Source organism: Deinococcus psychrotolerans (assembly GCF_003860465.1).
Taxonomy (GTDB): domain Bacteria; phylum Deinococcota; class Deinococci; order Deinococcales; family Deinococcaceae; genus Deinococcus; species Deinococcus psychrotolerans.
Genome location: NZ_CP034183.1, coordinates 1,303,693 through 1,321,914 on the forward strand (window position 1 = coordinate 1,303,693; position 18,222 = coordinate 1,321,914).

The following is an 18,222-nucleotide window of genomic DNA, read 5'->3' on the forward strand; positions in this document are numbered from 1 at the left end:
CCCCTCCCTTTTGTTTTGCCGTTAAATGCCCTCAAACGCCGACAGTGCCGCCCCGATCACGCCCGCGTCTGAGGCGAGTTGGGCGCGGCGAATGGTGACGGGCGCGAAAGCTGCGCCGTATTCCTGCGCCGCCCTGTCTACGCCCTCAAAAAAGTAGTCGCCAACCGCCGCCACACCGCCGCCGATCACGAACACTTCAGGATCGAGCAGCTTTTGAATATCGGCAATCGCCACGCCAATGTGTTTCATGGCCTGCTCAACCACCCGTTTGGCCTGCGGATTGCCGGTCTGGGCCAGCGCGAACGCTTCGGCGGTGCTGACCTCGCGGTTGAGGGCGTAGCTGGCGTCTCTGGCGATGGCGGTGCCGCTGGCGACGGCTTCGAGCGCTCCGTCGAGGCCCGCACCGCTGACCGGGCCGCCCGGCAGCACCGTGACGTGGCCGAACTCACCGGCAACGCCGTGAAAGCCGCGCCAGATGCGCCCGCCAATGACGATGCCGCTGCCGATGCCAGTTGACACGGTGATGTAAACGCTGCTGCTGCTGCCCCGCGCCGCGCCCAGCGTGGCTTCGGCCAGCGCCGCCGCTTTGGCGTCGTTTTCCAGCACCACCGCCATGCCCAGTCGCTCGCTCAGTCCAGCCACCATCGGCACGTCGGTAAAGCCGTAGATATTGGGAGCGAACTTGACGCCCATCCGGTCAGGCGTCAGCGGCCCCGGCACACCCACGCCGATGTGCAGGGCGTCGGGGTGGGCGACTTGCAGGAGCCGAATCTGGGCGGCGACAGCGTCGAGCACCGCAGGCCAGCCGGTTTCGGGGGTGGGCTGAACGTGGCGGTCAAGCAGGTGTTCGCCGCGCAGCACGCCCACCGCGATTTTGGTGCCGCCCACATCCACACCGATGCTGACCCGCTCTGAGGTGGGCGGCTGGACTGGAGCGGCTTGGATTTGAGCAAGTTGAGTTTGGTTTGTCATGTGAACTCCCAGAATTGATCTGGGCCACAGTCTAGACCCATTTTCCCCAAAGCCCGCCCCCCCGCTGCCGCCTTCCCCGCCCCAGCCGTTAGACTGCCCCGATATGGCCGATCTCTTGGAGGGCTTCAAAACCATTTTTTCAGGACAGTACCCAGCGCTGCTGCTCACGGGGCTTGAACTGACGCTGGCCGTCAGCCTCTCGGCGCTGCTCGTCAGCGTGGTGCTGGGAACATTTCTGGGCTTGGTGCGCTTTTTTAGGTTGCCGATCTTGGCTCCACTGAGTAACGCTTATGTGGACGTGGTGCGCGGCATTCCGCTGATCGTGCTGCTGAGCGTGGTGTATTACGGCCTGCCTACCCTCGGCCTGACCTTGCCGAGTTTTCCAGCGGCGGTGCTGGCACTCGGCGTGTATTCGGCGGCCTACACCTCCGAAATCGTGCGCGGTGGGCTGAGCAGCGTGCCGATAGGCCAAATCGAAGCGGGGCGCAGTTTGGGACTGACCCGCCCCCAAGCCGTGCGGCACGTGGTCTTGCCGCAGGCTTGGCGGGTGGCCCTGCCCGCACTGGGCAACGAGTTCATCTCGCTGATTTTGGGCAGCAGCTTGGCGAGCGCCGTGACGCTGCAAGAACTGTTTTCGCAGGGGCGCTACATCACCAACGCCACCTACCGGCAGTTTGAAGTCTACGCGGTGCTGGCGCTGATGTATTTTGCCCTGACCTTTGTGCTGACCCGCATCGTGCGCTGGCTGGAGCGGCGGTTCTCACGCGGTGAGAGCTTGCCGCAGCGCCGGGTGATTTGAAGACAGAAGTCAGGGGTAGTTCTTGCCGTCCACCTGAGCGCTGATCAGTTCAGTGGAAAACGGGGCGTAGCCGCCCACCCCTCCGACGGTACATCCAGCTTTACTAAAATCCGATTTGACACTGCCCGGCATACCCGCGTAAGTGGTGCCAGTGAAGGTGCAGTTCGATTGTGTACTGGACAGCAGCCCAATGCCAGAAATGGTCACCTCCAATTTGTAGGCACTGTAGGTGACTGGGCAAGCCGAAAAGCTTCCAGCAAGTACGTTCACGCTGGTGGCCGCGCCGACGCTGAGGGTATAGGCGGTGTCTACCCTGGCCCTGATATTGAAACCACCGGCTGAAGATGTGGCCGTCGCCGCGAAGGCAACCGTTGAATTAGAGCCGCTGGCAAGCTTGAGCGGCAAGTAAGGCACAGGGCTATACACCACATCACTGGTAGTGGTGCCGCTGGCGTCAAAACTCTGGGCGTAGACCGCACCGAAAGTAGCCCCCTGCACGTCGTAGTAGATGACGCTCGAGCCGGTCAGGATGGTCGCCTGCGCGTCGCTGTACGTTCTGGTTTCCACCGCCGTCAGCGTCTGGCCTTTGAAGCTGCGGCTGCCCAGCACCGTTTCGCGGCTGTAGTGGACACTTGCAGGCGACCCCAATGAAGTGACTTTGCTCAGGCGCGTGTCGCCCGTACCAAAAGTCATGAAAGCGCAAGTGCCTGCGACAGGGCCACCGCTTCCGCCACCGCCACTACCGCTACCGCCGCCACCCATGCTAGAGGGCGGCGAGGTAGGATTACAAGCTGAAAGTGTCCCCGCCACAGCGGCCAACGCCACCATCAACCGCACGTTGATTGCCCTGAACTGCGCCATACTTGTAACCTCCTGAGCCTTGTAAAGCATTGTGAATTGGGAAAGGAATGAGCAAATCATCTCATTTTCAGCTAAAGCATTGAGTTTAGATAAAGAGAAGATGAAAGAACTCCTCTCCGTAACCTGTCTTCAAGGCGTTTGGGCGAGAGCAAACGATAAAGCGCTGGAGTCGGCGCTCAGGCGGACTTGGTCAAGGCCGGTAGAATGCAGCCCTCAGGGAGGCTATTGTGACTGACGTCTGGAGTTTTCTGTTTCTCAACGGTGAGTTCGCGCCGCGCCAGTACATTCTGGACGGACTGACCTCTGAGCAAGTCGGTGTGCGGCCCGCCGAGAATGTCCATAGCATTTATGAGGAGCTTTGGCACACTGCTCTGTGGCAGCAGATTGTCTTAGAACAAGACGCGGAGGCCATCAAGCGCTGGGAGCAAAACGAACTCTTGCCCCCTAGTCCTGCGCCTGAAGACGAGGCAGCTTGGCAAGAGTTGGTTGCGTCGTTTCTGACTTCTTCGCAGCGTGCGGTAGAGCTGGCCAAAAACGGGGCCTGGCTGGAAACCGAAGAGGAAAGTAGCAATCCCGGCTTCACCTGGCGAAACGCACTCGAGCAGCTCGCCGTTCACAACGCTTACCATCTGGGCAAAATTGTCTTGCTCCGGCAGCTGCTGGGCTGCTGGACACCACGCCCCAAACAAACTCAGTAGGGCAGATGGCCCGACAATTGCTCAGCACTGGTCAGCGGCGTCGAATTACGTTTGAGCTCCGCCGACCGAGCACACTTGATGCGGGTGTTCAAAAGGATGATGGGAACGACGCCGGGCGCACTCCAACAAGCAAAATTCTACAGAACACCCAAGAACGTCAAGCCCTAAACAGCGTGACTCACGCTTCCACCCCCAGTCTTCCTTTCTTGCCGGATTCCGGGCCATACCGCCGATCTGGTTGGGCGTGGCTCTCTTTGGCGTCGCCTGCACGGTGGCAGCCCTCTTATTCTGGCGAACGAAGGCGATCGGCTGGGAGCTTTTGAGCAGATTTGCAGTGTACTGAGGGCTGCGGCAGATCGCTTGGCTTTTACCCCAACTTGACAAAAAACGGCGGCGTTACGCCCACCATGCGGGCCATCAGCCAGGCCTGACCTTTGTGATGCGCTTCGTGCTGAACAAGAAACTCCATCAAAGCGCCGATGGGCATTTCGCGGCCACCGAAGGCGGACACCTGCCGGTCAAAGTCTTCGTCACTCAGAGCGCTTATCATGTCCACCACCTGCTCGGTGGACGCCGCCAGCCGGGTGCGGGCCGACGCCAGATCAGCGCTGCCCTCAGCGGCGGCAACAGGTTTCTCGCCGCTGAGCATGGCGGGAATGCGGGCCGTGGAGGCCGAGAGGTGGTCGGCCAGCCCCACGAAGCTCATTCCCCCTTCCCAGGCTTTGAAGTTCCCCTGTTCGCTGGGCAACTCGGCGTAGAGGTCTTGCAGGGCGGCGCGGTGCATCCGGTAAGCGTTGATGTAGTTCTGAGCGCGGGTCATGAGCGCAGCATACACCCATGCGAAAGTGGCCCCCAGACAGGCGGGCCACTTTGCTTGACGCTGAGAATTTAGAGGGGACGTTGCCGGAGCGCGTCGCGGATCTCGGCCAAGAGCTTTTCCTCGTTGGTGGGTTCGGCAACCGGGGGCTTTTCTTCACGCTTGAAGCGCTCCATCAACCTATTGAAAGGCACGATGACAAAAAAGTAGATGACCGCGGCAGACAACACAAAGCTCAGGAGAGCAGTGATGAATGCGCCGTACTTGAAGACGCTCCCGTTGATGGTGAAGACCAGCGCCGAGAAATCCGGCACACCGCCAAAAATACCGATGATCGGTAGAATGAGGCCGCTGGTGAACGACTCCACCACTTTGCCGAAAGCCGCACCGATCAGCACACCGACTGCCAGATCAATCAAATTGCCGCGCAACAGAAACTTCTGAAATCCACTTACCATGTGTTAATTTTTCCACTTTCTGCGCCGGAGCACAATCTGGAGCTCTCGATGTCGTCTAGACATGAAGCCAATTTCTGACGTGCTTCGGAAGATTTGTTGCCGTTTAGCCAACAGCGTGTTGACACTCAGGCCTGACTTGAACCATCGATCTTGCTGTTTTCTTTGACGGCGTGGGCGCTCATGCCAAACTGCGGGCCGCTGCTGACCACGTCACCCAAGATCACGCGGGCCAGTTCGCCCAGCGTGCTGCCGCCGGATTTGACCGGCATTCCCAGCGTGTGGGCCAACTCCGAGAGGCTGGTGTTGTCGATCATCAGCTCGGTGCCGTAGCGCAAAGTGGTGGGCGGCACGATCAACAAATCCGCCTCGCCGGTTTTGACAGCCGCCCGGAAGCAGCGCCCGGTCAGTAGGCCCGCCACGGTGGTGACTTTGCCGAAGGTCTGGTTCTCGATGGCCCGCACCTCGATCTCTAGACCCTCGATGGCCCGCAGCGGCTCTACGGCAAGGTCGAGCGACTCGGCAAACAGCAGGCCCGTTCCCAAAATGACTTTTTTGGGTGTGGGCAAGCGCTCCGGCAAAGCAGGCATCCCCTCGGTCAAAAAGTCGCGGATCATCCCGACGCCGTTTTCCAGCATCGGAAAGCCCTCGTATTCCTCTTCGGTGGGCAGCGGCTCACCGGCCAGCAGATAGAACTCGTCGCTGGGGAAAATAAAGCGGGTGCCGCGCTCGGCCAGTAGCTTCTTGCGCCAGATGTTGGCCCGCTTGATCACGTCTTTGGCTTCTTCTTTGTTGAAGGGGCGCACGTCGGGCAAATTCTTACGGTGATCCGTCAAGCCAATCGGCACGACTGCCGCCGAGATCACGTTGGGCCGCGAGGTCAGGTACTCCAGCGTCTCATCGAAGTTCTCGCCGTCGTTGCGCTGCGGTAGAAGCACAATCTGGGTGTAGAGATCGATGCTCGAAAGGCGCTCGATCATGCCGGTGATCTGGGTGGCCTGCTGGTCTTTGACCTTGAGCTTCCACCACTTCATCATGTCCTGGCGCAGCGCCTGATTGGACGAATGCACCGAGACATACAGCGGCGAAAGGTTCTCGTCCAGAATCCGGTTGATGTCGCCCTCGGTCAGGTTGGTCAGGGTGACGAACGAGCCGTAGAGGAACGACAGGCGGTAATCGTCGTCCATGATGTAAAGGCTCTTGCGAAAGCCGCGCGGCATCTGGTGGACGTAGCAAAAATCGCATTTGTTGGCGCATTTCTTGATGCCGTCGAACAGGACTTCTTCAAATTCCAGGCCCGGATCTTCCCATTCCACCTCAAAGAAAAAGGTCTGGGCGGCCTCGCCCATTTTGATGGTGTGGTGGTCTTGCGGCGTGGCAAAAAAAGGTACGGCGGCGGGGCGGCTGATTTCCAGCGCCGCCTTACCCTGTGACAGCAGGTGCCGGTAGGCCAGCACGTCGGTGACGGATTGGCCGTTAACGCGCAGCAGTTGGTCGCCGGGGCGCACGCCCGCCCGCTCAGCGGCGCTGCCCGCTTCCACCGACTTGATCGGGGCGGGGAAAACTTCTTCGGACAGTTGGGGAAACAGTGTGGCCGTCAAATCAAACTCCTCAGTTCAAACCCTTCTTGGGCGGGCCACCTCTGCCGCCGCGCCTACCAAAAGGCAACTCTCCATCTAAGCGGGCTGACCCTAAACGCGGCAGTTTAACAGAAATACTGGCTCAGTTTAGGAAGGCGGGGCACGGTTGCCGCTTCGGGGAGCCTTCAGCACCTTTTGCCGCGCCGCGCCCCAAAACCCACTACAGCCCCACGCTCATCAAAAACCCCTGCACCAATCCCCCGGCTCCCACCAACCAGACCATCAACACCGCGCCCAGCAGCAGCGGCTTGGCCCCGGCCTGACGGATGGCTCCGAAGTGGGTGGTCAGGCCCAGCGCGGCCATCGCCATGCTGAGCAGCAGGGTATCAAGGGTGATCAGGTTGTGCAGTAAGCGCACCGGCAGCAGGTGGAGCGAGTTAAACAGCGCCACGCCGATGAAGGCGAAGGCAAACCAGGGAATGCTCAGCTTGACTTTCTCTGCACTGCCTTTTTGTGCGCCGCGCTGATCGGTGCGGCGCGGCTCTGAGCGGCCCCAGAAGTACGACAGCAGCATTAAAAACGGCGCGAGCAAGATGACCCGCAGCAGCTTGACCGTCACCGCCGCGTCAGCCACCTGCGGGCTGATGGCGCGGCCTGCGGCGACCACCTGCGCGACCTCGTGAACCGTCGAGCCGATGTAGACCCCGAAGTGAAGCCCCGAAAACGGCCACCAGTGCCAGGCATCCATCTGCGGATACAAGAAAATGCCGATGGTGCCGAAGATGACCACTGTGGCGACAGCCACCGCGACCTTCTCGGCCTGCGCCTTGACGATGGGTTCGGTGGCCATCACGGCGGCAGCGCCGCAGATGCTGCTGCCCGCGCCGATCAGAATGGCCGTCTGGGCATCGAGCCTCAGCCAGCGCGTGCCCAGCCAGAACGCCAGAAAGAAGGTGCTGCTGAGCATCAGCAGATCAGCCAGCAGCCCGCCCAGCCCCACGCCCAGAATCTGCTGAATGGTCAGGCGCAGACCGTACAAGATGATGCCCAGCCGCAGCAGCGCACCCTTGCTGAAGGTGACGCCCGGTTGCGCGGTGGGGGCGAGGCGGGTGTAAAAGGTGTTGCCCACCAAAATGCCCAGCACAATCGCCAGGGTCAGGCTGCTGAGGCCAAATGAGCTGAGCCAGCCCTGCGTGTCCAGCCACAGCGCACTGCCCGCCACCGCGCCAGAGAGCAGCAGACCGGGCAGCAGTTGAGCGAACTGAGACTGAAATCGGGAGGGTTGGTGCGGAGCGGGAGCGGAAGACATGCATCCATGCTAGGTTTGGCAGCGTTATAAATCTAATTCATTCTTTGATCTACGTTATCCATTATCTGAATAACTTTAGACTGGGCGAGTGGCAATTCAAGCAGATGGTCTGATTTGTTTTGCGGCGGTGGCTCGGCTCGGCAACGTGTCACGGGCTGCCGAGCAACTCAACCGCAGTCAACCGGCTCTCTCGGCTCAGTTGCGCGGGCTGCGCGAAGCGGTGGGCGAGCCGCTCTATATCAGACGCCGCAGCGGTATCGAACTCACCGAAGCGGGCCGGGCGCTGCTGCCGCACGCACTGAGTGCTGAGCGCGGCCTGCGTCAGGCGCGGGAGTGGGCCGAGAAAGTGCATTCGGGGCAGTGGGGCCAGCTTTCGCTGCTGGCCAGCGTGACCGCTGCGGAGTATTTTTTGCCCCAGCACCTCGCACAGTTTTGCCGAGCGTTTCCGGAGGTGCAGGTCAAGATCGAGGCCTGCAATTCGCAGCACGTCGAAGACCTGATGCTGTCCGGGCGGGGCGAACTGGGCATCGTCGAGGGCGAACTCTCGCGGCTCGACAGCGCCCTGAGCGCCCGCCCCCTGCTGGAAGACCGGCTGGTGCTGGTGATCTCGCCGCAGCACCCCTGGGCCGCCGGAACTCCCCAGTTGGCCGATCTGAGCCGCTGCCTACTGATTCAGCGCGAGCCGGGATCGGGGACGCGGGCCGTCACCGAACGCGCCTTCCAGCTTCTGGGGCTGGAGCGGCGCACCTTGCTGGAAGCCAGCGGCACCCAGACCATTAAAGAACTGGTGATGCAGGGGGTGGGCGCGGCGTTTCTCTCGTCGCTGGCCGTTCAGCGCGAGGTCGGGGCGGGCCAACTGCTGATGCTGGAATTTCCCGAACTCTCGCTGGCCCGTCCGCTGACGCTGGTGACACTGGAGGGTCAGCCGCTCAGCTTGCCCGCTCAGCAGTTCATCAAGTTGCTGACCGCCACGCAGACGACAGCAGGGCAAAACAGTGAGGTCTAGCTTCGGTTCTGCTGCCGGTAAAAGCCGATCAAATCCGTATTGACGGCGCTGTGACCGAGCTGGCGCAGCATCCCCACCACCTGACCCCGGTGATAGCTGGCGTGGTTGACGATGTGGCGCAGACTGTCATCTACCCGACTCACCATCGGCTCTCCCCAAAGATTGTCGTAGTGCAGAAGCTGCTCTGGCGGCAATTGAACCACCAAAGCGCGGCGCTCCTGCAAGTGAACCAGCCAGCGGGGCAGCAGCTCAGACAGTGGCAGCAGTTCACCGGGCGCTGGAAAACCGGGCGGCTTCTCCCCTCTGAGCCGCGCCGTCCAGATCAGCTCAGAGCCGTAGAGATGCGCCAGCGTGCCGCCGATGCCGCCGTGACTGCTGCCCAGATCGCGGCCAAATTCTTCGGCGCTGAGCGGCGTCAGCGTCTGCACAGTGCGCTCGGTTGCCCAGGCGTGGTAATCGAGCAGGGTCAGGAGTTCGTCCACACAGTCCATTTTGCGCTCTCTCACCAGCCGAAACCCACAAGCCGCCCGCAGTTACAAACGCCTGCACCTGTATCCTGTATCTTATTTTGCTTCGCGTTCAGACTTGCCTCAAGGTGAGATCAACGAACGCCCGAAAACGCGCACCCCAAAGATGTGTAAGGGTCAGGCGCACCATATCGGCGCACTTCCGGCATGACTCCGCTGGAACTGCGACACCGCAAAGGAGAGTCAGTTATGCATAAAGTCGCTATTGTAGGCCGCCCCAACGTGGGCAAGTCGAGTCTTTTCAACCGTCTGGTGGGCCGCCGCGAGGCCGTCGTGGCCGACTTCCCCGGCGTGACCCGTGACGCCAAAGAAGGCCTGATGATGTACCAGAACCACCGGATCATTTTGATCGATACCGGCGGACTGTGGAGTGGCGACGAGTGGGAACAGGCCATTCGTGAAAAAGCCGAGTGGGCCATGGAAGGCGCTCAGAGCGTGATTTTCGTGACCGACCCACGCGAGGGGCTGTCGGCTGCCGACTACGAGGTGGCCGATTGGCTGCGCAAGCTCGGCAAGCCGGTGATCGTGGCCGCCAACAAAATCGATTCGCCCAAGCACGAAACCTACCTCGCCGATCTGTGGGGCTTGGGCTTCGGCGATCCGGTGGCGCTCAGTGCCGAGCACGCACGCGGCCTAGACGACCTGCTCGACCGCGTGATGGAGCACATGCCCGAAGATACCGAAGACGTGCCGGACATCGCGCCGATTCGCATTTCGTTTATCGGGCGGCCCAACGTGGGCAAGTCCAGCTTGCTCAATGCCCTGACCGGCACCGAGCGCGTCATCGTGGCCGATCAGCCCGGCACCACCCGCGACAGCGTGGACGTGGAATGGGATTACTCGGGTCAGCGCTTCGTGCTGGTCGACACGGCGGGTATTCGCAAGCGGCCCGACACCAGCATCGAGGAATACGCCATTGAGCGCTCCAAGACCGCCATCGAGCGCAGCGACGTGATCTGGTTGGTGGTCAACGCCAGCGAGATCGGCGATCACGAACTCAAGCTCGCCAACCTCTCGTATGAGAGCGGCAAGCCCGTCATTGTGGTGGTCAACAAGTGGGATCTGGTGCCCGACGAAGAACTCAAACGCACCGAGCGCGAACTCAACGAAAAGCTCCACCACATCGCCTACGCGCCCCGCGTCTATACCTCGGCCATCAACGATTACGGCATCCACGACATGCTGGCCGAAGCCATGAAACTCTATGAAAAGTGGCAAAGCCGCGTGCCGACCAGCGAACTCAACAGGTGGCTGGGTATCTGGACGATGAAACAGCGGATGCCCAACTTCCACGGCAAGTCGCTGCGGATGTACTTTATGACGCAGGTGGAAACCGCGCCGCCAACTTTTGCGGTCTTTTGCAACCGCGCCGATTTCGTGACGCGGGCTTACGAGGGCTTTTTGATGAACCGTATCCGCGAGGATCTGGGGATGGCGGGCGTGCCGGTGCGCCTGAAATGGAAAGAGAAAGGGCCATACAAGAAAGGCAAGAAGGGCGGAGACGACGAAGAGTAATCTGCCGCAGCGGGCCGCAAGTTTCATGCTGACCTGAACTCTGCCTTCCATTCTTCGTGCATGACTTCATCTTCATTTCGCAAGTCGGCTTTGCTGACCGCGACCCTCGTTTTGGCTGTCGGCCCGCTCAGCACCAGCCACGCCCTTCTCGACAAAACCCGCTTCGTGGCCCACCTCGGCGCGGCCTATTTTGCCTTTCACCACTGGGTTTGGGCACCCTACCGCAGTGGGCAGTTCGCGGCGGGCGCGGCGGGGCGCACCGTCAAACTGGTCAAGGGGGGCGCGGCCCTGTTGTTTGCCGCTCACGAACTCAATGTCGCTGAGAAGGTCGCCCACAACAGCAACTCTCCTCTCCTCAAAAAGATGGACGGCGAGCTGACCAAGCTTCAGGCTTCATTCAGCAACATCGGCAGCGACCTCAAACAGGGCAAGTTCAACGAAGCGGACTTGCAAAGCCTCAATGACCAGACCCAGCAAGTCAGCAGCGCCTCGGCAGCGAACGGACAGACCATTAGAGACATTGCCGCGCCGATTCCGGGGTTGTAAACCGCTTCACCGCTTTAACCGAATAGACGCTCAGAACAAGCCATGCTGCCCTCAGCATTGGCTTTTTTGATTGTGGCTGGGTCGGCGTCCAGTTTCTGGCTCCCACACACCACAAACAGGGTCGTTCGGGGCCAGCCGAGTGACGGCGCACCTTCGCCCACCGAACTTGCGCCGCTTACAACTAGCCTGTCCAATTCTCAGCGGCAACCCTGCCTCCGAGTGAGCGTTAGGAGGTTTAAAGGCCCTGATACTTTTCGGCTGAGTTTGCCGCGAACTGTCCTGCACTCTCCGGAGAAGTGCCCGCCGCCCAAACCTTAAAGCCGACTCGCAGGCGCGGGGCCGCCCTCGGCTTGGTCTTTGCCTTTGCCCAAATACCGCGCTAAAAAAGCGTCCATACCGATGATGCTCAGGCGAGCGCTGTTCGCTTCTTTTTGCGTGCCGTAGGCGCGGCGCAGCCAGTTGGCCCAGCGGGTCAGGCGCTGGGCCTCCGCAGACGGCAAGTCATAGGTTTCGAAGCCGAACATGGCGGCCAGCGAGGTCAATGTGCCAAGCGTATAAATGCCCTGCGCGTCTTTCCAATCGGGGCGGCGCGTAATTTCGTCGGCCAGCCAGGGTAAATCCCACGCCGTCGCCCGCCGCATCCCACGCTTGACGCCGAAATCCACCATATGATCGCTGCGGACGTGCAAATCCAGCACTTTTGCACCCTTTTCGATGACCTGACCTGTTTTCAAGGTGATGGGCCCGAACGGAAGACGTGTCACCCCGACCCGAAAAGCGTTGTCGGCCCGCTGAGTTACCGGCTCGATGTGGCTGAGACGGTCAAAAATCAAATCGGTGATGCCAGAAATGCGGCGAAGCAACCCGGCCCGGCCCAGCGGCGCGAGGCCCGGTAAAGTGGCTAAGGGATGAAAGGCGTAGCCCCTCGCTTGAAGCTCGCTGAGCAACACCGGTAACGCCGCCACCGTTTTGGCCGCGCCGGGGCCAGCATCGTGCATCACGGTGACCGCGCCGGGCCGCGAGCGCGACAACACCCGCTCGCGCACCGCCTGCGCCGAAAAGTCAGGGTGCCAATCGCGGGACTCCACGCTCCAATGTGCGCCGGTGAGCCCGGCCCAGCGCTGACCCAGCACCGTGGCGAGGGTATAAGCGCCGTGCGGTGGGCGGTGGTAGCGCACCGGACGGCCCAGCACCTTTGAGAGCCGCGCCGCGCCGCGCCGGGGTTCGAGAAGCGCTCCCCAAGGACTCCGCAGCCAAGTGTGGCGGTGCTTGACGGCGTGCAGTTCGACTTGGTGGCCTGCCGAGAGCATTCGGGCGATCAAATCGGGGTGGGCTTCGGCCTTGTCGACCACCACAAAAAAAGTGGCGCGTGCCCCGACTGCCGCCAGCGCGTTCAGCACAGCGGGGGTGGTACTAGGGTCGGGGCCGTCATCGAAAGTCAGGGCGAGGTCGTAATGGCTGCGGCTTCCCTCCCTGACCAACCCGAGGCCCACAACCTGCACCAGCAGATAAGGCAGGCCGTAATAAGCCGTCAAACCCGCCGCGCCGCCGAGAATGACCCGCGTGCGGCACTTCACCGCTTCTGGCGCTCCCCGAACGCCGTGAGAATGGCCTGTGCAGCGCGGTCGGCGGCGTCGGGCACGCTGAGGCGCAAAGCTCCAGCGCTCAGAAGGGCGTGTTCGGCACTCTCTAAAGCGCGTATCACAGCGGGGCGCACTTCGGCCAAGCTCTTGCACCAAATCGCCGCGTCTCCGCGCACCAAGTAATCGGCGTTGTACTCTTCTTGTCCGGGAATCGGATCATAAATAATCATCGGCACGCCCAGTGTGGTCGCCTCGGCCACCGTCAGCCCTCCGGCTTTGCCCACCACCAAGTCGGAAGCGGCCAGCAGTTCAGCAAAGGCGTTGGTAAAGCCCAGCCGGTAGACGCTGGCTTGGCCACGTTGCTCCACGGCCACCTCACCGCTTGCGCCGTTGCCGCCCAGCACCAGCACCTGCACGGGCCGCTCCAGCAAGCCGAGCTGAGAGATGACTTTTTCTAAGCTGCGGTAAGTGGCCTGCCCACCGCCCGACATCAGCAGCAGCGGCACGTCCGGCTTGAGGCCGTGCTTGAGACGCAGGCCAGTCCGGTCCGCACCGATCAGCTCGCGGTAGCGCGGGTGAATCGGAATGCCCGTGACCACCACCCGCTCTTCAGGAATGCCGCGCTCGACCATCTGACGCCCAGTTTCGGCCGTCGGCACCAGCAGCAAGTCGGCTTCGGGCCGCACCCAGTGCTGATGCACCCGGTAATCCGTGACCACCAGCACATTCAGGAAATCAAAGCCCTCGCGCTCACGCAGGTGCCCCGCCACCGCCGCCGGGGTCGGGTACGAGCTGACGACCACCTCTGGCTGATAACTTTGCAGCTCGCGCCGAAGCCCCTCGCGGCCCATCCATTTGTAGGTGTCGCGGATGGTTTTCGGCTCCGTTTCCCGGTCGGTGAAGCGGTAATACCAGCGGTAGCTCTCGGGGCTGTGCCGCAGCCAAGCCAAGTAAGTGCCCAGCACGATCTGGCGCTCATAGCCGCGCAGGTGGCGCAAAAAGTCAGTTTGGCGGGCCTCGGTGCTGGGCAGCAGGGTACGCAGCGCCTCGCCCACCGCCGCGTTGGCCTGGTGATGGCCGCTGCCAAACGAGGCCGAGAGAATCAGCGCCCGCATCGCCGTCAGGCCCGTCTCAGGAGCCACAGGCCCGTGAAAAAGAAGATTATATTGGCCAGCCACGCGCCCACTTCGCTCAGCGCTGCGCTCTGGCCCGCGACGGTCAGGCCCACGAAGAACAGCAGGTAATACACCACCGAAATCAGCAGGGCGCTGCCGAGCGCCACGCCCAAACTGCGCCCGAAGCGCAGGGCAAACGGCAAAGCCACCAGCGCCAGCACCAGGTTGCCGAACGGCAGCGACAATTTGCGGTTGAGGGTCAGGCGGGCGGCGTCGCGCTCGGTCTGCGGCACATTCGGGGCGGTGAGCTGGGTGATGAGCTGCGGCCAGCCTGCCGAGTCCGCGCCAATGGCGTCGGCGTATTTGGCCAGCGTCTCGGCCCGTGACAGGCCAGTGTCAATAATCAGCGGCGCGTTGGGATCGCTCGGGGCCGTCACACCCAGCGGAAAAATAGTCTGCACCGCTTCCCGAAAAGCGGCTGGATCGGTGTCGGGAATCTGGCTCAGCGCCTGCACGCCCGCATAGTTGGCGGTGTAGAGCTGGTACTTGTTGAGCTTGATTTCATTGCCGGTGAATGTCCCGCTTTCGGCAAAAATGATGGTGGCCTGCTGGGGCTTGCTGGCGTCTGCGCCCCACTGCTCAATCCGCACACCGTTCATGAGCTGGGTTTTGGTGTCGTAACTGGTCAGACTCAGCAGTAATCCCTTGCCCAAGTCCACCGTTTTGCCGCTAAGGGTGCTGAGGCCCGCGCTGGTCAGCACGTCCCAATAAAGGCTGCGGGTGGCGACATTGGCTGCCGGAGCCGCCCACAGCGAAAGCCACACCGACAAAGCCGTGACCAGCAGCGCCAAAATGGCCGCCGGACGCGCCAGGCGGCCCAGCGAAATGCCGCCGGACTGCACCGCCACCAGTTCACGCTCGGTGGCCATCCGGCCAAAGGCCACCACCACCATCAGCACGACGGCCATCGGAAAGATTTTGACCAGGGTATCGGGGACTTGATACGCGATCCAGCGCACGATCAGCGCGATGGGCGCACCGACGATAAACTGCGAGCTGATAAAAAAGTAACCAAAGCTCAGCACGGCGGTAAACATCAACGTTCCGGCGATGAGCGGCGGCAAGAGTTCGCGGGTGACGTAACGGGTCAGGCGCATTGCTTAGCTCGGTTCTCCGGTACTGGCCTCAGAAGCGCTGGCCGCTTGAATCGCAGGCGCAGCTTTGGGCACGGGCGGCAGAGCAAACAAAATATTCGCCTCGGCCACCACCACTCCGTCCACTTCGGCGCGGCAGGTGGTTTTGCCCAGCCCCCGGCGAAAAAACTCCAGCTTGGCATACAGGTGAAGCTGATCACCCGGCACCACTTTGCGCTTAAAGCGTGCGCCGTCGATGCCCGCGAGGTAACCGATCGCGCCCGCTTCGAGCGGCAGACAAAACATGCTGGCCTGTGCCAAGGCTTCGAGAATCAAGACCCCTGGCATCACCGGCTCACCTGGAAAGTGACCGGCAAAAAACGGCTCACCGATGCTGACATTTTTCAGGGCGTGGGCCTCGCCGCCGCCGCGCGAGAGAACGCGGTCAACCAACACGAAGGGAAAGCGGTGCGGTAGGGTGGCCAGAACCTCTTGAATACCCAAAGCCGATGAAGGCTCTGGGGGGGCAGCTTGGGCGTCAGTCATGCTCGTCTTTTCTCCTCGTGGTGGCGTGGGCGAGCCGGCAGCTGAGCGTCCACTGTCCTCACTCATCTCCGCTTGCCTTGTCCGCCGCTTAGCCCATTTCAACACCGACTCCACCTTAAAGAGCCGGCAGATGAAAAAGGTAAAACGCTGCGTTGGGCTGACCGCGCCGCTTTAGCCCAGCCAGCTTCAGCTCAGATCAGCTCAAATCCAGCTTGAGTATGCTAACACGCCTCCCCCAAAAAAACGCCCGAAACCGGGCAGAGACGCGCCAGAGCAGGGCGCTGCTGCCTAGAGTGCCGCCTAAAGAAACAGGCTTACAAAGCCCAGCTTGGTAAAGGACACGGCTCCGCGCCGCGCTGAGGTATTCTAAGCAGCGAAATTTGGGGAGTAGTTACTGGTTGCTCGGCAAAAGTGAGCAGCCTAGAGGAGAGCACATGAACATCAGCGATAACAAAGTCGTCGAGATCGAATACACGCTGACTATCGATGGTGAGGTGGTAGACCGAAGTGAAAGCGGGGAGCCACTGACCTACTTGCAGGGCCACGGCAACATCGTATCTGGCCTAGAGAAAGCGTTGAAAGGTAAATCGGCAGGCGATCATGTCAAAGTTACAGTACAGCCTGAAGACGGTTACGGCGAGCACGACGACGAGGCCATTCAGATTATTGCCCGTGAGGATTTTGACGACGACATAGAAGTAGGGGCCACCTATTTCGCGCAAGCTGAAGACGGCAGCGTGACCCCCTTCACCGTGATGGGTTTAAACGGCGACGACGTGACGGTCGACTTTAACCCGCCGCTCGCCGGTGAAGTGCTTAATTTCGATGTATTCATCAAAAGTGTGCGAGACGCCACCGCCGACGAGTTGGCGCACGGCCATGTCCATGATGACGATGATCTCAGCAAGCAAAATCCAAACACGCAGTTCACAGGAGAAAGCATGAACATCAGTAACGATAAAGTGGTAGAAATCGAATACACCTTGACCGTCAACGGCGAAGTGGTGGACAAGAGCGAGAGCGGGGAGCCGCTGACCTACTTGCAAGGCCACGGCAATATCATTTCCGGCTTGGAAAAGGCCTTGGAAGGTAAATCGGCAGGCGATCACATGATGGTCACGGTGCAGCCCAAAGACGGCTACGGCGAGCGCAATGAAGACGACATTCAAGTGATTGCCCGCGAAGACTTCGAAGACGACATCGAAGTGGGAGCCACCTACTTTGCTCAGGCCGAAGACGGCAGCGTGACGCCCTTTACCGTGATGGGCTTAGACGGCGACGACGTGACGGTCGACTTTAACCCGCCGCTGGCCGGAGAAGTGCTTAATTTTGACGTGACCATCAAGAGTGTGCGCGACGCGACAGAAGACGAGTTGGCGCACGGCCACGCCCACGGCGAAGACGACGATCAAGACGACGAGTTCTAGTCTTTAAGGCTGAACAGCTCAAGTCAAAAAGCAGGGGCCGCTTTCCGGAGAGGGAGAGCGGCTTTTTGAATAGTGTCGGCTTTTCAGCGGCTGCGCAGCCCCAGCAGCAGCCCGACCACGAACGCGCCGCCAAACGGCAGATCATGGGTCAGCACGCCGGACACCCAGTTCCAAACGCTTTTGCCACTGTCTTGCAGCCAGGGGCCGCTGAGCGCTTCAAAGCGCAGCCAGTTGACGCTAATGAGGTCAAAGTACGAGAGCAGTTGAATCGCCACGAACAGCAGGCCGACGATCAGCAGGGCCACGCGGCCCACCACCCGCACGGCGTAGCCCGCCGCGAAGCCCAAGACCGCGCCCAGCGACAGCGGCGGCAACAGCGGCAAGATAGCCTGCGAAAGGCTGTGGGCCAGCGACGAATCGGCGGGGGAAGCGGCGGGAGCTGAAGACACCGCGCCATGTTAACGGCAAAGTCTGAGTACCGAGCTTGGCTGCTGCTCATTTGGCCGCCGCTCATTTGACCGCTGTTTTTTGGCCCCTGCTCTTCACCTCTCTTGGCCAACCCACCTCAACCAAAAGATAGACGCCCAAAAGTGACGCTTGGCTGTATCTTAGGCATGATGAGTTTGCCTGAAGATGTGATTGACTCCGCCTTGTTCGCTCAACTCGAGAGCGGCGACGAAGCGGCGTGGCAGGCTTTTATCTCGCTCTACGAACGGCGAATGTACGCTTATTTGTACCGCCTCGAAGGCCACGCCGAAGACGCCCTAGACCTAACCCAAGAAGTTTTTTACCGGGCTTGGCGCTCGATTCGCACCTTCAGGGTTGGAGAGCGGGCGCTGCCGTGGCTGTACCAAATTGCCCGCAACACCCAAATCGAAAAGCACCGCCGCAAGCAGCTCGGCCGTTTTTCGCTCGAAGAAGCCCAAGACGAGGTGGGCTTTGAGGTGGTCAGCACCTCGCGCAGTCCGGTGCAGGAAGCCGAGAGCGCTCAGACCCAAGACCGCGTGCAGCGTGCTTTGATGCAGCTCGCCCCCGAATACCGCGAGGCGGTGGTGCTGCGCTTTGTCGAAGACCTGCCTTACGACGACATCGCCCGCATTCAGGGCGTGGCCCTCGGCACCGCCAAAAGCCGGGTGTACCGCGCCAAAGAGCAGCTCTCGTCGCTGCTGACGAGTCTCAGCGATATTCACTGAACGCAGAAATCGGGTTGCGGGCCGTGAGCGTGGGAACGGCGCTGAGCTTTTTCATGTTTACCCGAACTCTTTAACATTAAACTTGCTGCCGGGAACTCGGCGGGGCCAAGGCGCGTAGAGCAGGTATGGGGCCAACCTTG

The 18,222-nt window shown here is 61.1% G+C and carries 19 protein-coding genes; 7 read left to right on the plus strand and 12 right to left on the minus strand.

The genetic code is table 11. The features are described from left to right. Window positions 1-21 precede the first annotated feature (21 nt). Window positions 22-972: an ROK family protein gene (locus EHF33_RS06380; protein WP_124868986.1), complete on the minus strand. Its 951-nt coding sequence runs from the start codon at window positions 970-972 to the stop codon at window positions 22-24. A gap of 103 nt (window positions 973-1,075) precedes the next feature. Between EHF33_RS06380 and EHF33_RS06385 the strand changes: the two genes are divergently transcribed. Continuing rightward, window positions 1,076-1,771 (plus strand): amino acid ABC transporter permease, encoded by a 696-nt coding sequence (locus tag EHF33_RS06385; protein ID WP_124868989.1) that lies wholly within the window; start codon window positions 1,076-1,078, stop codon window positions 1,769-1,771. 9 nt (window positions 1,772-1,780) lie between these two features. Here EHF33_RS06385 and EHF33_RS06390 read toward each other — a convergent pair whose 3' ends face one another. Next, a complete protein-coding gene (locus tag EHF33_RS06390; protein ID WP_124868992.1) occupies window positions 1,781-2,464 on the minus strand; it encodes a hypothetical protein in 684 nt (227 codons plus the stop codon). Between the two features lie 395 nt (window positions 2,465-2,859). Here EHF33_RS06390 and EHF33_RS06395 point away from each other — a divergent pair, with 395 nt between their 5' ends. Beyond that, window positions 2,860-3,330: a DinB family protein gene (locus tag EHF33_RS06395; protein WP_164473426.1), complete on the plus strand. Its 471-nt coding sequence runs from the start codon at window positions 2,860-2,862 to the stop codon at window positions 3,328-3,330. A gap of 367 nt (window positions 3,331-3,697) precedes the next feature. Here EHF33_RS06395 and EHF33_RS06400 read toward each other — a convergent pair whose 3' ends face one another. The 4 genes from EHF33_RS06400 to EHF33_RS06415 form a co-directional block, all read right to left on the minus strand. Then, window positions 3,698-4,150: a DinB family protein gene (locus EHF33_RS06400; RefSeq protein WP_124868999.1), complete on the minus strand. Its 453-nt coding sequence runs from the start codon at window positions 4,148-4,150 to the stop codon at window positions 3,698-3,700. Between the two features lie 68 nt (window positions 4,151-4,218). Continuing rightward, window positions 4,219-4,605, minus strand: a complete 387-nt coding sequence (mscL, locus tag EHF33_RS06405; RefSeq protein ID WP_124869002.1) for a large conductance mechanosensitive channel protein MscL — start codon at window positions 4,603-4,605, stop codon at window positions 4,219-4,221. A gap of 125 nt (window positions 4,606-4,730) precedes the next feature. Beyond that, the gene (locus tag EHF33_RS06410; RefSeq protein WP_241191293.1) at window positions 4,731-6,203 is read right to left on the minus strand and encodes a DUF512 domain-containing protein; all 1,473 of its coding nucleotides are present in this window, start codon (window positions 6,201-6,203) and stop codon (window positions 4,731-4,733) included. Window positions 6,204-6,402: 199 nt separating this feature from the next. Then, the gene (locus EHF33_RS06415) at window positions 6,403-7,491 is read right to left on the minus strand and encodes a YeiH family protein (protein WP_124869005.1); all 1,089 of its coding nucleotides are present in this window, start codon (window positions 7,489-7,491) and stop codon (window positions 6,403-6,405) included. Window positions 7,492-7,579: 88 nt separating this feature from the next. Here EHF33_RS06415 and EHF33_RS06420 point away from each other — a divergent pair, with 88 nt between their 5' ends. Further along, window positions 7,580-8,497, plus strand: a complete 918-nt coding sequence (locus EHF33_RS06420; RefSeq protein WP_124869007.1) for a LysR family transcriptional regulator — start codon at window positions 7,580-7,582, stop codon at window positions 8,495-8,497. On the opposite strand, the gene EHF33_RS06425 is transcribed toward EHF33_RS06420, so the two are convergent. After that, window positions 8,494-8,979, minus strand: coding sequence for a DinB family protein (locus tag EHF33_RS06425; protein ID WP_164473427.1), 486 nt, complete (start codon window positions 8,977-8,979; stop codon window positions 8,494-8,496). The two genes, EHF33_RS06420 and EHF33_RS06425, sit on opposite strands and share 4 nt — an antisense overlap. A 234-nt stretch (window positions 8,980-9,213) precedes the next feature. On the opposite strand from EHF33_RS06425, the gene der reads away from it, so the two are divergent. Next, window positions 9,214-10,539, plus strand: a complete 1,326-nt coding sequence (gene der, locus EHF33_RS06430; RefSeq protein WP_124869013.1) for a ribosome biogenesis GTPase Der — start codon at window positions 9,214-9,216, stop codon at window positions 10,537-10,539. 60 nt (window positions 10,540-10,599) lie between these two features. Then, window positions 10,600-11,085, plus strand: a complete 486-nt coding sequence (locus EHF33_RS06435; RefSeq protein ID WP_124869016.1) for a hypothetical protein — start codon at window positions 10,600-10,602, stop codon at window positions 11,083-11,085. 314 nt (window positions 11,086-11,399) lie between these two features. Here EHF33_RS06435 and EHF33_RS06440 read toward each other — a convergent pair whose 3' ends face one another. From EHF33_RS06440 to fabZ, 4 genes are read right to left on the minus strand one after another with little or no spacing between them, the layout of a single operon-like run. Next, a complete protein-coding gene (locus EHF33_RS06440; protein ID WP_164473428.1) occupies window positions 11,400-12,662 on the minus strand; it encodes a polysaccharide deacetylase family protein in 1,263 nt (420 codons plus the stop codon). Then, window positions 12,659-13,846 (minus strand): MGDG synthase family glycosyltransferase, encoded by a 1,188-nt coding sequence (locus EHF33_RS06445; RefSeq protein WP_241191294.1) that lies wholly within the window; start codon window positions 13,844-13,846, stop codon window positions 12,659-12,661. Before EHF33_RS06445 ends, EHF33_RS06440 begins: the two co-directional genes overlap by 4 nt. Further along, window positions 13,789-14,940 carry an LptF/LptG family permease gene (locus EHF33_RS06450; protein ID WP_124869019.1) on the minus strand — a complete coding sequence of 384 codons (1,152 nt, stop codon included), beginning with the start codon at window positions 14,938-14,940 and terminating at the stop codon, window positions 13,789-13,791. Before EHF33_RS06450 ends, EHF33_RS06445 begins: the two co-directional genes overlap by 58 nt. 3 nt (window positions 14,941-14,943) lie before the next feature. Beyond that, entirely contained in the window at window positions 14,944-15,462 is a 519-nt protein-coding gene (gene fabZ / locus EHF33_RS06455; protein WP_124869022.1) for a 3-hydroxyacyl-ACP dehydratase FabZ, read from the minus strand. Between the two features lie 434 nt (window positions 15,463-15,896). Here fabZ and EHF33_RS22120 point away from each other — a divergent pair, with 434 nt between their 5' ends. After that, entirely contained in the window at window positions 15,897-16,889 is a 993-nt protein-coding gene (locus EHF33_RS22120; RefSeq protein WP_338135035.1) for an FKBP-type peptidyl-prolyl cis-trans isomerase, read from the plus strand. An 83-nt stretch (window positions 16,890-16,972) separates the two neighbouring features. Here EHF33_RS22120 and EHF33_RS06470 read toward each other — a convergent pair whose 3' ends face one another. Beyond that, window positions 16,973-17,338 (minus strand): FUN14 domain-containing protein, encoded by a 366-nt coding sequence (locus EHF33_RS06470; RefSeq protein ID WP_225429929.1) that lies wholly within the window; start codon window positions 17,336-17,338, stop codon window positions 16,973-16,975. A gap of 165 nt (window positions 17,339-17,503) precedes the next feature. Here EHF33_RS06470 and EHF33_RS06475 point away from each other — a divergent pair, with 165 nt between their 5' ends. Then, complete coding sequence (locus tag EHF33_RS06475) at window positions 17,504-18,082, plus strand: RNA polymerase sigma factor (protein ID WP_124869025.1); 579 nt, start codon at window positions 17,504-17,506, stop codon at window positions 18,080-18,082. Window positions 18,083-18,222: the final 140 nt, after the last annotated feature.